Consider the following 13980-nt stretch of genomic DNA (forward strand, 5'->3'; position numbering starts at 1 on the left):
GACTGACCGGTTTCCGCTCGCTCATGCGGGTGACGACGATTGCCCTGGCAGAGCCCCGCTCTGCCAGGGTTTCGCGTCATGACCGCCATGACGCCGCTCCAGGTGGAGATCGACCAGCTGGCCCGCCTCACCAACGCCCTGGACACCTCGCTGACCGCCCTGCGGGAAGCCCGGCGCGAGCTGGAACACGTACGGGCCGACCAGCTGGGCACGAGGGACCTCGACGCGGCGTGCGACGGCTTCCAGGACAGATGGGGCCACGGCACCAAGGAGCTCGCCGGGCGGATCAAGGCCGTACGCGAGGGCGTGCGCCGTAGCGCCGCCGAGTACGCGGAGCTCGACGAGGCCATCCGTGCGGCCTTCCGGCAGGCGGGGCGAGCCCGTGGCTGACTCCCCGGCGCCCAAATCCCCGGCCCCCAACTCCCCCAGCGCCGGCTCCCCCACCGCCGACGGCCCCTCCGTCGACTTCTCCGCGCTCGGCTTCGACCCGGCCCCGGGGGGCCCGTTCGCGGTCCTGGCCCTGGCGAAGAAGCTCCGCTCCTCGGCGGATTGCCTCGGGGAGACCTCCCGCGTCGTCGACGCCCTGGTCTCCCACAGCTCGGCCTGGCAGGGCGAGGCCGCCACCGCCTTCCGCGCCTCGCTGTCGCGGGAGCTCCCCCGCCACCTCAAGGCGGCCCACACCTCACTGGCGGAGGCCGCGCGCCGGCTGGCCGGCTGGCACGACACCCTGGCCGCCCACCGCACCCTGGCCGCCCGCTACGCGTCCCGGGCCGCCGCGGCCACCACCGACGAGGCCCTCACCGACGCCCGCCGACTGGCCGCCGAGCTGGCCTCGGAGCACTCCACGGCGGCCCGCAGGGTGGCGGACAGCCTGACCGCGACGGCCGAGCGGCTGGCGCCGAAGGAGCCCGGGCTGCTGGAATCGGTCTGGAACAAGATCGTCGACGATCCGGCGGACGCCCTCTCGAACGCGGCCGCCATCCTGGGAGCCGCCGGCGCGGCCGTCGCGCTCTTCTTCCCGCCGGCCGGGATGGCGATCATGCTGGTCGCGGGCGGGCTCTCGCTGGCCGCCCTGACCGCGCACCTCGCGGACCCCGGCTTCCGCAAGCCGCTGGCCGACGGTTTCACCCGGGGCAAGTTCGACGCCGCGTTCTGGAAGAACAGCGTGACGCTGCTCGGCGACGGCCTCGGCGCCGTCCCGGGCGTGGCCGCCGTCGCCACCGGCGCGAGGGCCGGTACGGTCGCGGCCCGCGCTGCCATGGCGGTCCCGGAGGCCGGCGCCCTGGCGGGCGTCTCGCCGGGCGCGGGGGCGTTCGCCCGCACGACGTGGAACACGGCGGACGAACTGCGCAAGGTGGAGAGCCCGCTCACCGCGTGGGCCCTGCGGTCGTCGACGCCCGAGGTCAGGGAGCGGGTGGGAGTGGCCGTGGCCGGTACCGGAGCGGCCACGGCCGCCGCCGACTACACGGGCGACGACACGTCCGTGGACCGCGGTTCCACGGCGGTCGACGGCACCCGCGTCGTCGTGGAGGACGCTCCGTCCACGGTCGCGAGGTCGGCCCGGCTCTGGACGCTGGTGCAGCCGTGATCAACCGCTCCGTCCCGCCGGTCTGGTTCCGGCTGCCGCCCGGGTTCCACGACATCCGCCCCGAGGACCGGGAGGTCCTGGAGGAGGTCGCCGAAGCCCTGGGGGCTCTGGGCGGCACGGGCGGCACGGATGCGGGCGCGAGCTCCGGTGGGGGAGCCGGTGCGGATGCCGGATTCGGTGCGGAGTCGCAGCTCGGCCGGCTGATGGACCGCCTCGACGAACTCGCCGGCCAGCCCGGCCTGCACCTGGTCCACACCGCGGTCGGCCTCCACCCCGAGGGCCCGGAGACCGTCTCCACCTCGCTGTTCTCCCTCGCCGTCCGGACCACCGAAGACTCCGGCGCCGGGGCCGGTGTGGCACGCACGGCCCTGGCCCTGGCCCGGTCCGCGCTCGGGAGCGGCGCGACGCGCAGGTTCCTCGACCTGGCCTCCGGGCTCCCGTGCGCGCTGGTCTGCGGGGTCCTCCCCGTGCCCGGCGCCGATCGGGAGCTGTTCCAGGCCAGGGCCGTCACGGCGCATCCCGACGGACGCCACCTGCTGCTGCTCGACCTCACCAGCACGGCCACCGGGCACGCAGATGCGTACACCGCCATCCTGGAGGCGGTCGCGCACACGATCGCCTTCGCCGATCCCGGGCCGGCGCCGCCCGGGCCGCCCGGGCCGCCCGGCGGCGCCGGGACCTCGCGGATCCTGGAGCTGCTGGGGTGAGCCCGGGGCCGCGCGGCGGTCAGGGTCGTCGGCGCAGGGCCTGGCGTTCGGCTTCGGACAGGCCGCCCCAGACGCCGAAGCGTTCGTCGTTGGCCATGGCGTAGTCCAGGCAGGGTTTGCGGCCCTCGCAGGCCCCGCACAGCCGCTTCGCGTCGCGCAGCGAGGAGCCGGGCTCCGGGAAGAAGAAGCCCGGGCCCGTCTGGGCGCAGAGGGCGAGCTCGTACCAGGCCGGTACGGCGGTGACGGTATCGGTATCGGTGGTGTTCATCGACATGCCGCAGAGCCTGTCCGGCGGCGATGGACGTCCGATCAACGCCTGATCAACAGCCACAGAGTGAACGACCGTGCGTGCGATGATTTCGGTACCATGGCGGCATGGCAGACGGACGCGTGGAGCGCGGGAACCAGACCCGGCGGACGGTCCTGGAACGGACGATGAGCATCGCCTCGGTGGACGGCCTGGAAGGGCTGTCCCTGGGGAAGATCGCCACGGATCTGGGGCTGAGCAAGAGCGGCGTGTTCGCCCTCTTCGGTTCCAAGGAGGAGCTGCAGCTCGCCACCGTGCACGCCGCCCGGGACGTCTTCGTCGAGCAGGTCGTGCGGCCCGTACGGGACGAGCCCGCCGGGCTCGCCAAGGTGTGGCGGCTGTGCGAGAGCTGGCTCGACTACTCCGGCCGCCGGGTCTTCCCCGGCGGCTGCTTCTTCTACTCCGCCTCCGCCGAGTTCGATTCGCGCCCCGGGCCCGTCCGCGACGAGATCGCCAAGACCCGCGGTGCCTGGACGCGGTACATCGAGCGGATGCTCGACGAGGCCCGGCTGGCGGGCGGGTTCAGCGAGTCGGCCGCGGCCGACGTCGATGTCGTGGAGCAGCTGGCCTTCGAGATCATCGCGATGATGGAGCTGGCCAACGCGCACTCCGTACTGCTGGAGGACACCACGGCCTACGACCGGGCCGCGCGGGGCATCCTCGCCCGGCTGCGCGCGGCGACGGCCGCCCCGGAGGAACTCCCGGAGCGGCCGCCCGTACTCGTGTTCCCGGTCGCCGGTTTCTCCGCCGGCGACGCTCCGGCCGTCAGCCTCCCGGCCGCTTCGGCCGCGCCGGAGGGCTGAGCCGCATCGTGGCGCCCGTGACCGCCGCGCCCAGCGCGGCGAAGGCGGTCAGCAGGAAGACTCCCCGCCAGTGGTCCCCCGCGCCGGACCCGGTGAGCAGGGCCGCCGTCCCGGCGACGCCGAGCGCGCCGCCGAGCTGGCGGGCCGTCATCAGCAGGCCGGTACCGGCCGCGAAGCGCTGTGGCGGGAGGCCGGCCGAGGCCGTCGTGGACAGCGCGGTCACCACGACCCCGATGCCGAGGCCGCCGAGAAGGCCCGCGGGCAGGAAGATCTGGGCGTACGAGGTGGACTCCCCGACCCAGCCCCACAGCAGCAGGGCATTGGCGGCGAAGAGCAGCGATCCGACGGTGACGGCGGCCCCTTGGAGGCGGGCGGGGACCCGGCGGCCGACGACCAGCGCGCCGGCCATGGCGAGGACGGCGCCCGGCGTGACGCCGAAGGCCGCTTGCAGGACCGAGAAGTTCCAGCGCTCGATGAGGTAGGACGGGCCGGTCAGCAGCCAGGCGTACATGGCCGCGCCGAAGAGCAGGGCGCCGATGTTGGCGCGGGCGAAGAGCGGGTCGTGCCACAGGTCGCGGTCGACGGCCGGGGCGGGGTGGCTGCGCGAGCGGCGCAGCGCGAGGGTGCCCGCCAAGGCGCCGCCGACGACCAGGGCGAGCACCTTCGGATCGGTCCAGCCCCACTCCGCACCCTGGGAGAGCCCGGCCACCACTCCCCCGATGCCGAGGGCGAGCGCCGTCGTACCGACGGGGTCGGGGAGCCGGCGTCCGGTGCGGGGTTCCCGGGGGACGACGCGGACGGCGGCCCAGGCGACGGCCAGGCCGAGCGGGACGTTGATGAGGAAGATCGCACGCCAGTCCCACCACTCGACGAGCAGTCCGCCGATGGTCGGGCCGACGGCGGCGGCCAGTCCGCCCGCCGCCGACCAGGCACCGAGGGCGGCGGCCCGGCGCGCGGGCGGGGTGTGGGCCAGTACGAGGCCCAGCGCGGCGGGGATCATCCCGGCGGCGGCCGCTCCCTGAAGGGCGCGGGCCAGGACCAGCAGCTCGGCGGTGGGGGCCGCGCTGGCGGCGAGCGAGGTCAGGGTGAAGGCGAGGGTCGAGCCGAGGAACAGGGCCCGGCGGCCCAGGGTGTCCGCGAGCCGGCCGGCCGCGGCGAGCAGGGCGGCGAACAGTACGGCGTAGGCGCTGACGACCCAGGTCAGGCGGGCCAGCGACACCTCGGGGAAGGCCCGGCGCAGGTCGGGGAAGGCGACGTTGACGACGGTGGCGTCGAGGAAGGCGAGGAAGGTGACGGCACTGGCAAGCGCGAGCACCCGCCCGCCCCCGGGGCCGCCCTCGACCCCTTGCCATCCGGAATCGGGCACGGAGGACACGGGCGGCGAGGGTACGGGTGGCGAGGGTACGGGCGGGGTGGCCGACTCGGGCGCGGCGGGTTCGGGGCGGGTGGAGGTCATCGGGTGGCTCCCGCGGTCTCGGCCGGGCCCGCCGCACGGGTCTGCGACGGGGTCGTGTTCAGGAACTCCACAGTCGTCGCGATGACTTGTGGGTCGAGGAGGATGCGGCGGTGACCGAGTCCGCTCGTCTCGATCAGGCGGGCCCGCTCCCCGTAGGCCGCCGCGAGGTCGCGGGACTGGGTGGGGGCCGCGGTGTCGTCGTCCGCGTCGTGCACGAGCAGGATCTCCGAGGGGATCTCCTCGGGGTGGTGGCACGCGTCGAAGCGGGGCCAGATGCCGGGCTCGGCCGGGAAGAGCCGACGCTGGATGTGGCGCCGCATGGCGTCCTCGACGGCCTGGTTCACGCCCAGCATCGCCCGGAACCGCGCGGCGAGGAAGTCGAAGTCCGCGATGGCGCCGATGCCGGCGATCCGGTCGGCCCGGATCCCGTCCCGCAGCGCGAAGAAGGTGGACACCACCCCGAAGGAGTGGGCCAGGACGGCCGAGAACTCCCCGTACCGTGCGTGCAGTTGGCGGATGATCTCGCGCTGCCGGAGGATGGTGGTGGCCCGGCCGCCGGACGCGCCGTGCCCAGGTGCGTCGAAGGAGACCACGGTCCGGCCCTCGGCCAGCAGCGCCTCGACGAACCCGGCGAAGCGCGAGGCGCGCGAGGTCCAGCCGTGCACGATGAGAACCGGCCGGTCGCCGTCGCCCCAGCGGTACGTGGTCACGGGTATCCCGTCCACGACGAGCCGGCCGGTCACGGCCCGGGCCATGACCTCCACTTCGCCCGGCTTCACCTTCGGCCGGCCGAGCGGCCGCACGAACAGCGCGAACGCCACCCGCCCGACGGGGCCCGGGGCGACCCGGGCGGTGATGTTGAGGGTCGTGCTCAGGAGTGAAGCCATGGGGTGCATGCCCGGTTCTCCGGATCTCCTCAGAGTGGCCAGACTGCGCTGGCGGGTCAGGGTAGTGAAGAGATATTAGCACGATCGTTCGTGTTGTTATGGATGGATCGCGCGAGCCTGATTCCTGCGCGGTCGCCCTCGCCCTTGCCCTCGCCCTCGCCCTCACGCTCGCCAACGAAGGTAGTCGACGCCGATCCACCGACCAGGCGAACTGCGTTCGCCATCAAGGATTTTGATGACCCACCCCTGCCGGTCGCCCGACCGGATTCGGGGGGTAGCCCCACCCGGGTCGGGTGGGCCGCCGGATGTCCCCGACCCCCGGCCGCCGCGGATCCTGTGACGAGTCAAGAGACTTCGGCGGCGAACAGGGACACCACGATGACCAGCACAGGCACAGGCACTGGCACAGGCACAGGGACAGGCGCAGGCGCAGGCACTGGCACAGGTGCGGGCACACGCACAGGCCCCCGCACGGGCACTCACCGGCGCGCGGCAGCGGCGGCGGTGCTCCTCGCCCTCATGGTCGCCACCGCCGGCCCCGCCGCGGCCGCCACCGCCACCACCGGCCGCTCAACCGCCGGACCGCACGGGCCCGTCGGGCCGGTCGGGATCTGGCGGCTCGACGGCTACGGCACCGTGCTCCGCGTGGAGTCCGGCCGGCTCCAGGAGTACCAGGTCACCGGAATCAGCTGCCTGCCCGGCGCGAGCGCGCAGCGGGTCCCGGGCAGCGGGAGCTCCGCGGCCTTCCGCTACGCCACCGAGGACGGAGAGGTCCTCACCGTGCGCCCCGGAAGCGTGCACGTCGAGGGGTCGGTCGGCGACCGCGCGACCCGCCGCCTCGCCGCCCTGCCCGAGCGGTGCCGCGAGGCCCAGGAGCCCGGCCCCGCCGCGGACCCGGTCGCCACCTTCGACGTGTTCTGGCAGACCTTCGCGGAGAACTACCCCTTCTTCGCCGCCAAGGGCGTCGACTGGAACGCGGTACGCGAGAGCCACCGCCCCCGCGTACACGCCGGGACCACAGAGGACGAACTCTTCGCCGTCTTCCAGGAGATGCTCGCCCCGCTGCACGATGCACACGTCCGCCTCTTCGACGGCGGCGACCGGTTCTTCGGCGAGGTGCGCCCTGGCACCGTGATGCCGACCCTCGAACTCGAGACCCGGGTCAAGGCCTACATCCAGGAGGTGGATCTCGGCGGACACGCGCCGCAGGAGTTCGCCCAGGGACGCATCTCCTACGCCGACCTGCCCTACGGCCGCGGCTACCTGCGCCTCTCCGGCTTCGGCGGCTACACCGAGAGCGGCGACTTCGCCTCCGAGAGCGCCGAGCTCGACCGCGTCCTGGAGAGCGTCTTCACCGCCGAGCGCACCGCCCGCCTGCGCGGCCTGGTCATCGACCTGCGCATCAACGGCGGCGGCTCCGACGAACTCGGCCTGCGCCTGGCCGCCCGGCTCACGGACCGCCCGTACTTCGCCTACGCCAAGCGCGTGCGCAACGACCCCGACGACGCGACCCGGTTCACCCGCCCGCAACCCCTCTACGTCCAGCCCGCACGGGGCCCCCGCTACACCGGGCCGGTCGCCGTGCTCACCGGTGGCTCCACCGTGAGCGCGGGCGAGACCTTCACCCAGGCCCTCCTGGAGCGCCCCGGCCGGACGGTCCGCATCGGCGAGCCGACCCAGGGGGTCTTCTCCGACGTCCTCGGCCGCACCCTCCCCAACGGCTGGGAACTCGGCCTGCCCAACGAGCAGTTCCTGACCCGTACCGGGAAGACCTTCGACGGCCCGGGCATCCCGGTCGACGTCACCACCCCGGTCTTCACACAGGCAGAGTTCGACGCCCACCGCGACTCCGCCTTCACCGCCGCCCTACGGCACCTTCCCCGGACCTGAAGGGCGTTGCAGAAGGCTCCGTGTTGTGCCCGGTCATCCAGCGCCTGCGTCCGCTGCCGGCGCTGGAGCCGGCCCCGCGGCTGGTCGCCGACGTGGACCGGATGCGGATCGTGGACGGAACCCTGACCCCGGTCCGCGACCGCACCGTTGGCGCCTCGTCGAGGAACTACCGGCTCCCGGCGAACGTGCAGGTCATCATCATCTGGTCGTCGCCTCAGCCCGGCCGACGCAGTTCGATCAACCAGCGGCTCGGACCAGCCGGCTCAAGTGCGGGAGCACACCTCGCAGGTCGTCGTCCTCCACCGCAACCGTCGCAGCCATCCGCGCTTGCTTCGAGGCGTTGAATGCCACGGCCACCCCGACCGAGGCGAACAGCGGCAGGTCGGAACGGCTGTCTCCCACTGCCCCGCACGAGAGGGGGTCCAACCCCAGCTCTTGCGCCTGCGTGAGGGCGAAGTCCCGCTTGTCGTACTCGTCGAAGTGGCGGGCGACGCGCCCCGTGAACCGGCCTCCGGCGGTCTCCAGCCGAGGTCCGCTGAACGAATGGAAGCCGAAGCGGTCGGCCAGGTAGCCGCCGACCGGGGACCAAGCCAGGGTCGCCAGGACAGGCACCAGCCCGTTGCTCCAGCACCAGCCCACGGTCTCCGAAATGCCCGAGACCAGGGGAAGCCCGTCGAGCCGGCCGAGGACCTGCTCTTCGGACGCGCCTGCCCAGCCCGCCGCATCCAGCTCCGAGACTTGGCGATTGTCGAGGGCGCCAGAGGCGTACCCGTCCTCCGCCTCGGCCAACTCGTCGCGATATCCGAGAAAGCCGGCCAGGAAGACCGACGAACTCGTCCCCGGGACGAGAGTGCCATCGACGTCGAAGAACACGGCACCTGCATGATCAGATGAGAGCACCGGCCAAGGATGCCACCACCATGTGACGCATCAGATCACCGCGTGCGTCCGGGCACTTCTGCAACACCCTTCAGAGCATTTCGCTTGGATCACCTGCCCGTTGGGCCGGGCGTGTCGGCCTTCGGCTGCCCAGCCCTGCCCCCCGTCAGGAGGGCGAGCGCCTCCCGGAGGTTGTGCTCCGCGATGCCCGTCATGAAGTCGCGGTCGGGGAAGTCGCCGTCGAGGAGGCGCAGCGGTCCGGCGACCAGGGACAGGCGCATCGCCAGCGCGTAGAACGCCAGGCGCTGTTCGTCGAGGTCGCTGCGGTCCAGCGGCGGATAGTGCTCGCCGAAGCGCAGTCGCAGGAACACGTGCTCCCACTCGATGTCGAAGAACATCAGCCCCTCGATGTCGATGAGGACCGGATGCCCGGCGCGGTCCACCAGCACGTGGTCCGGTCCGAGTTCCCCGTGGATGAGCCCGTGCCGCGAGCGCGGGCGTACGGCGGCAGCCAGTGCGCGAAGCGCGCTTTCCAGGTGGTCGCGGGAGCCTGCGATCCGCGTGTCGCGCGAGGCGGCTTCGGAGAGGTCGTCGAGGGCGCGGCCCAGGACGACCTGCGCGCACGAGCTGCCCTCCGACGTACCGCCCCCGTCGATCAGGACGACCTTCCCGAAGCGCGGACCCTCGTGCCCCTGCATCGCCCCGAGCGCCTCGGCGAGTCGCTCCATGGTCGTTCCCGCGCCGCGAGGGTCTTGGCGCAGCAATGCTTCCAGGTTCTCCCCCGGCACGTCCTCGACCACCGCGACGTCCGCCGGGTAGTGGCTCCCGCTGCGGTCGGCCAGGTGGATCCGGGGCGTGCGGATCCCCAGGCCGTCCAGCTTTCGGTGGGCGGCTTCGAACAGCTCGATGCCGGATGCCGGCGAGAACGGGTCCGCGTGGTTGCCTGCGGGGGCGGCCTGTGCCGTTGGCCAGTAGTTCTCGGCGTCGTCCCAGATGTAGACGATGGCGGTGGAGTCGTCGTCGAGGGTGAGGCGGTAGACGCCCTTCTTGCTCCCCCCTCGGAGCCGCGAGGCGCCCACGAGGCGACGCCCGCCGCCCAGACCCGCGTGCGCGAGGCCGGCCAGATGATCCCGCGTGACAGCCCTGCGTATCGCCTCCACGGCGTACCTCCCCTGAGTACCGACTGCGTCATGTCCGGCCCAGAGTCTGGCCGACCACGAGCCGCAGCCGACACCACCGCCGCAATCCACCGACGGGAACACCGTCGCTCCGCACGCCCCACCGCTCTCGGTGTTCCGCGGAACCCGGGTCAGTCCTCGTGCTTCGCGCGGCTCGGCTGGACCCGCTTGGGCTCGCCCGGCATCTTGGGATAGTCCGGCGGGTAGGGCATGTCGCCGAGGCCGTGGTCGTGTTCGTGGCGGTCGGCCAGTTCCAGCGCGGCGTCCAGGGCGAAGGCGTGCTCGTCCATGTCCGCGTGCAGATCGCCCAGTTCCGCGAAGCGGGCCGGCATCGTCACGATGTCGAAGTCGCGCGGCTCCGCATCGTCCAGCTCGTCCCAGCGCAGCGGCGCGGAGACCGGGGCGTGCGGGCGCGGACGGATGGAGTAGGCCGAGGCGATGGTGCGGTCGCGCGCCGTCTGGTTGTAGTCGACGAAGATCCGCTCGCCGCGCTCCTCCTTCCACCAGGCGGTGGTGACCTTCCCCGGCATCCGGCGCTCCAGGTCCCGGCCGATGGCGATGGCGCACCTGCGGACCTCCGTGAAGGTCCAGCGCGGCGCGATCGGCACGAACACGTGCAGGCCCCGGCCGCCCGAGGTCTTGGGCCAGCCGCGCATGCCCAACTCCTCCAGCAGTACGCGCAGTTCGTGGGCGACCGCGACCGCGTGGTGATAGTCGGTGCCCGGCTGCGGGTCCAGGTCGATGCGCAGCTCGTCGGGTCGGTCGGTGTCCTCCCGCCGGACCGGCCAGGGGTGGAAGGTGAGGCAGCCCAGGTTGGCGGCCCACAGGACGGCGGCCGGCTCGGTCGGGCAGATCTCGTCGGCGGTGCGGCCGCTCGGGAAGGCGATGTGGGCGGTGGGGATCCAGTCGGGCAGGTTCTTCGGGGCCCGCTTCTGGAAGAAGGACTCGCCCTCCACGCCGTCCGGGAACCGCTCCAGGGTCGTGGGCCGGTTGCGAAGGGCGCGGGTGATCCCGTCGGCGACCGCGAGGTAGTAGGCGGCGACGTCCCCCTTGGTGAGGCCGCGCTCCGGGAAGTACACCTTGTCGGGGCTGGACAGCCGGACGGTCCGGCCGCCCGCCTCCAGCTCGATCGCTTTGCCCGCTGCACCCATGTGCGCCACGGTAGGCGGACCCGCGCGGGCCCGCACACCGAGCGGGTCCGGGCGTACCACCGCAGAATCGGAGACATGGATCTGCCGGTCATGCCACCCGTGAAGCCGATGCTCGCCAAATCCGTGTCCAAGATCCCACCGGGCATGCAGTACGAGGCCAAGTGGGACGGCTTCCGCGCGATCGTCCACCGGGACGGGGACGAGATCGAGCTCGGCAGCCGCACCGGCAAGAGTCTGACCAGGTATTTTCCCGAGCTGGTGGAGGCCCTGAAGGCCAATCTGCCCGACCGCTGCGTGGTCGACGGAGAGATCGTCCTCATCCAGGGCGGGCGGCTCGATTTCGACCGGCTCAGCGAGCGGATCCATCCCGCCGCCTCCCGGGTGAAACTGCTCGCCGAGACGACCCCGGCCTCGTTCGTGGCCTTCGATCTGCTCGCGCTGGGTGACGACGCCCTCCTCGACGCGCCGCTCGTCGACCGCCGCGCCGCCCTGACCCGCATGCTCTCCACCGCTCGACCCCCCGTCCACCTCGCGCCCGCGACCACCGACCCCGCGCTCGCGCAGGAGTGGTTCGAACGATTCGAAGGCGCCGGGCTCGACGGGGTCGTCGCGAAACCCCTCGATCTCCCCTACCGGCCCGATGCCCGCCTCATGTTCAAGATCAAGCACGAGCGTACGGCCGACGCCGTCATCGCGGGTTTCCGTTTCCACAAGAGCGGTCCGATTGTCGGATCGCTGCTCCTGGGCCTCTACGACGCCCACGGCACCCTCCAACACGTGGGCGTCTGCGCCGCCTTCCCGATGAAGCGCCGCGCCGAGCTGATCGACGAGCTCGAACCGCTCCGGATGCCCGCCCCCGAGGGCCATCCGTGGGCCGCCTGGGCCCAGGAATCCGCCCACGAGAGCGCCCGGCTGCCCGGGGCGCAGAGCCGCTGGACCGGAAAGAAGGACCTGTCCTGGGTACCGCTGCGCCCCGAGTGGGTCTGCGAGGTGGCCTACGACCACATGGAGGGCGACCGGTTCCGGCACACCGCGCAGTTCCGCCGCATGCGGCCGGACCGGGAACCGCGCAGCTGTACGTACGCCCAGTTGGACGAGGTCGTCGGCTACGACCTCGCCGAGGTGCTGGGGTCCGCCGGCTGAGCCGGCCGGGCCGGGCCAGGCCCTCGCCAGGTCTTGAGGGTGCGCACCGCCCACGCGTGGCGGTCGGCGGCGGCGGCGACCGCAACGGTCCCGGGTCCCGGCCGCGGGAAGCCTGCGCGGGTGACGCCCGGGCGAAAGCCTCGCGGCCGAAACCCGTGCGGCCGTCCTGGACGTAAGGTCGCAGCCGGGCCCCGCACCGCCCGCCGCCCAGCAACCCGATCCGCCGAAGGACGCCCATGAGTACCGATCCCGCCGCGCGGCCCGCACCTCACGGACCCGGCAGCCGCGCCGTACCCCGCCCCCACGCCGTCGTAGGAGTCGGCGTGATCGTCGTCGGCCAGGACGGCCGGGTGCTGCTCGGGCAGGCGCACGACGGGCGCTGGGAGCTGCCCGGCGGCAAGGTCGACCCCGGGGAGGGCTTCGAACAGGCCGCCGCCCGCGAACTCGCCGAGGAGACCGGGCTGCGGGCCGCCCCCGGGGAGATCCGGATCGTCTCCATCCTGCTCGACGCCGACGCCGACGCCGCCGATGCCGATTCCGCCCCGACCCGGCTGACGGCCGCGGCCGTCACCTCGGCCGCCGCGGGCACCGCCACGGTGACCGAGCCCCACAAGATCGCCCGCTGGTCCTGGTTCGCCCCGGCCGAGATCCCGGCGGCCCTCTACGCCCCGTCCGCGGCCGCCCTGCGCGCCTGGCGGCCCGACCTCGCGCCGTACCTCCCGCACGTGCCGTCGTACGACTATCCGACCACCGCCGCATCGGGCCCGGCGGACGGCCCGGCACCCCGCTGACAGCCGGCCGCCGCCCGCCGGATTCCGCATCCCGTCGGCGCCGACGCGCACGTGTCGAACGGATCGCGCCGCGTGCTCGGCCTCAAGCGGGACGTACTGCGCCTCGTGGAGGAGGTAATCGACGACGGCGTCTTCCACGGCGGCCGCCGGACGCGCGAGCTGGAGGCGACGATCGGAGCACGCTGGGGAGGCCACGCCCTGGCCGCGAGTTCGGGAACGATGGTGCTGGGGACCGCCGTTCGGGCGCTCGGCATCGGCGTCGGTGACGAGGTGATCATGCCCGCCCTGACCTTCGTGTCGACGGCCTTCGCCGTGGCCGCCGCCGGAGCGGTACCGGTGTTCGCCGACATCGACCCGTACACCCGCTGCATCGACCCGCAGGCCGTCGAGGCGGCCGTCACCTCCCGCACGCGCGCCGTGATCCCCGTCCACATGCACGGCCTGATGGCCGACATGACCGCGATCCGCACCCTGGCCGACCGGCACTCCCTCTCCGTGATCGAGGACTGCGCCCAGGCCGCGGGCGCCACCGACGCGGGCCGTCACGCCGGATCGGTCGGCGACATCGGCTGCTTCTCGATGTGGGTCGGCAAGAACCTCGGCGGCCTCGCCGACGGAGGCCTCCTCCTCGCCCGGGACGCCGCGCTCCTGCCCCTGCTCCGCAAGCTCACCGACCTCGGCCGGGACGGCGAGCGCAACACCCACCACCTGCGCGGAGACAGGGGCCGGATGGGCGAGATCAACGCCGCGGTCATCCGCCACCAGCTCGACCTGCTGCCCGGCTGGACGGATCGGCGCCGCGCCGTGGCCCAGCGGTACACGGACGCCTTCGCCGGCCTGCCCGTCGGGACGCCCGGGGACGCGCCCGGCCGACCGCACACGTACTACAAGTACCCGCTGACGATGCCGGATCCGGCTTCCGCCAGGGCCCTCATGGACCACCTGGGCCGTACCGGGATCAGCACGGAGCAGGTCTACCCCCACACCGTTCCGCACCAGCCGGCCATGCGCGAACTCGCCCACCGCACCGCCGACATCTCCGTCAGCCTCGACCTGCTGCCCCGTACGGTGTGCCTCCCGATCGCCCCCGAAGTCACCGACGCGGAAGTGGACCGGGTCATCGAAGCCGTTCACGAGGTCCACGCCGTACGGGTCTGATTCCGTACGGGTCCGAGCCCGTACGGACCTCGGCCGTCCGGT

The 13980-nt window shown here is 73.2% G+C and carries 14 protein-coding genes and 1 pseudogene; 9 read left to right on the forward strand and 6 right to left on the reverse strand.

Features of this window, described 5'->3' with window-relative positions; genetic code table 11:
• Nucleotides 1-78: 78 nt before the first annotated feature.
• The 3 genes from OG276_RS05255 to OG276_RS05265 are packed head-to-tail and all read left to right on the forward strand — an operon-like array spanning nucleotide 79 to nucleotide 2295.
• Nucleotides 79-390, forward strand: a complete 312-nt coding sequence (locus tag OG276_RS05255) for a hypothetical protein (protein ID WP_266903208.1) — start codon at nucleotides 79-81, stop codon at nucleotides 388-390.
• Nucleotides 383-1588, forward strand: coding sequence for a hypothetical protein (locus OG276_RS05260; RefSeq protein ID WP_266903210.1), 1206 nt, complete (start codon nucleotides 383-385; stop codon nucleotides 1586-1588). The genes OG276_RS05255 and OG276_RS05260 overlap by 8 nt, the downstream gene beginning before the upstream one ends.
• Entirely contained in the window at nucleotides 1585-2295 is a 711-nt protein-coding gene (locus tag OG276_RS05265; protein WP_266903212.1) for a hypothetical protein, read from the forward strand. The genes OG276_RS05260 and OG276_RS05265 overlap by 4 nt, the downstream gene beginning before the upstream one ends.
• Before the next feature lie 19 nt (nucleotides 2296-2314).
• Here OG276_RS05265 and OG276_RS05270 read toward each other — a convergent pair whose 3' ends face one another.
• Nucleotides 2315-2569 carry a WhiB family transcriptional regulator gene (locus tag OG276_RS05270; RefSeq protein WP_266903214.1) on the reverse strand — a complete coding sequence of 85 codons (255 nt, stop codon included), beginning with the start codon at nucleotides 2567-2569 and terminating at the stop codon, nucleotides 2315-2317.
• A gap of 101 nt (nucleotides 2570-2670) precedes the next feature.
• Between OG276_RS05270 and OG276_RS05275 the strand changes: the two genes are divergently transcribed.
• On the forward strand, nucleotides 2671-3405 hold the full coding sequence (locus tag OG276_RS05275) for a TetR/AcrR family transcriptional regulator (protein ID WP_266903216.1): 735 nt from the start codon (nucleotides 2671-2673) through the stop codon (nucleotides 3403-3405).
• Here the strand turns inward: OG276_RS05275 and OG276_RS05280 are convergent.
• Both OG276_RS05280 and OG276_RS05285 read right to left on the reverse strand, forming a co-directional pair.
• Nucleotides 3368-4861 (reverse strand): MFS transporter, encoded by a 1494-nt coding sequence (locus OG276_RS05280; protein WP_266903218.1) that lies wholly within the window; start codon nucleotides 4859-4861, stop codon nucleotides 3368-3370. The genes OG276_RS05275 and OG276_RS05280 overlap by 38 nt on opposite strands.
• Nucleotides 4858-5748, reverse strand: a complete 891-nt coding sequence (locus tag OG276_RS05285; protein WP_266903220.1) for an alpha/beta hydrolase — start codon at nucleotides 5746-5748, stop codon at nucleotides 4858-4860. Before OG276_RS05285 ends, OG276_RS05280 begins: the two co-directional genes overlap by 4 nt.
• Before the next feature lie 519 nt (nucleotides 5749-6267).
• Between OG276_RS05285 and OG276_RS05290 the strand changes: the two genes are divergently transcribed.
• Nucleotides 6268-7638, forward strand: a complete 1371-nt coding sequence (locus tag OG276_RS05290; RefSeq protein ID WP_266912541.1) for a S41 family peptidase — start codon at nucleotides 6268-6270, stop codon at nucleotides 7636-7638.
• A pseudogene (locus OG276_RS05295) lies at nucleotides 7635-7864 on the forward strand (IS5/IS1182 family transposase); the annotation flags it as partial. The gene OG276_RS05290 and the pseudogene OG276_RS05295, both read left to right, overlap by 4 nt.
• An 11-nt stretch (nucleotides 7865-7875) precedes the next feature.
• On the opposite strand, the gene OG276_RS05300 reads toward OG276_RS05295, so the two are convergent.
• From OG276_RS05300 to ligD, 3 genes are all read right to left on the reverse strand, one after another.
• Complete coding sequence (locus tag OG276_RS05300; RefSeq protein WP_266903222.1) at nucleotides 7876-8511, reverse strand: HAD family phosphatase; 636 nt, start codon at nucleotides 8509-8511, stop codon at nucleotides 7876-7878.
• Nucleotides 8512-8627: 116 nt separating this feature from the next.
• A complete protein-coding gene (locus tag OG276_RS05305) occupies nucleotides 8628-9677 on the reverse strand; it encodes a phosphotransferase family protein (RefSeq protein ID WP_266903224.1) in 1050 nt (349 codons plus the stop codon).
• 149 nt (nucleotides 9678-9826) lie between these two features.
• Complete coding sequence (ligD, locus tag OG276_RS05310) at nucleotides 9827-10846, reverse strand: non-homologous end-joining DNA ligase (protein WP_266903226.1); 1020 nt, start codon at nucleotides 10844-10846, stop codon at nucleotides 9827-9829.
• Nucleotides 10847-10921: 75 nt separating this feature from the next.
• Between ligD and OG276_RS05315 the strand changes: the two genes are divergently transcribed.
• The 3 genes from OG276_RS05315 (at nucleotide 10922) to OG276_RS05325 (ending at nucleotide 13938) form a co-directional block, all read left to right on the forward strand.
• Nucleotides 10922-11989, forward strand: coding sequence for an ATP-dependent DNA ligase (locus OG276_RS05315; protein ID WP_266903228.1), 1068 nt, complete (start codon nucleotides 10922-10924; stop codon nucleotides 11987-11989).
• Nucleotides 11990-12225: 236 nt separating this feature from the next.
• Nucleotides 12226-12780, forward strand: a complete 555-nt coding sequence (locus OG276_RS05320; RefSeq protein ID WP_266903230.1) for an NUDIX hydrolase — start codon at nucleotides 12226-12228, stop codon at nucleotides 12778-12780.
• A 72-nt stretch (nucleotides 12781-12852) separates the two neighbouring features.
• On the forward strand, nucleotides 12853-13938 hold the full coding sequence (locus OG276_RS05325; RefSeq protein WP_266903232.1) for a DegT/DnrJ/EryC1/StrS aminotransferase family protein: 1086 nt from the start codon (nucleotides 12853-12855) through the stop codon (nucleotides 13936-13938).
• Nucleotides 13939-13980 lie beyond the last annotated feature (42 nt).

This window comes from Streptomyces sp. NBC_00086, from assembly GCF_026343255.1.
GTDB lineage: Bacteria > Actinomycetota > Actinomycetes > Streptomycetales > Streptomycetaceae > Streptomyces.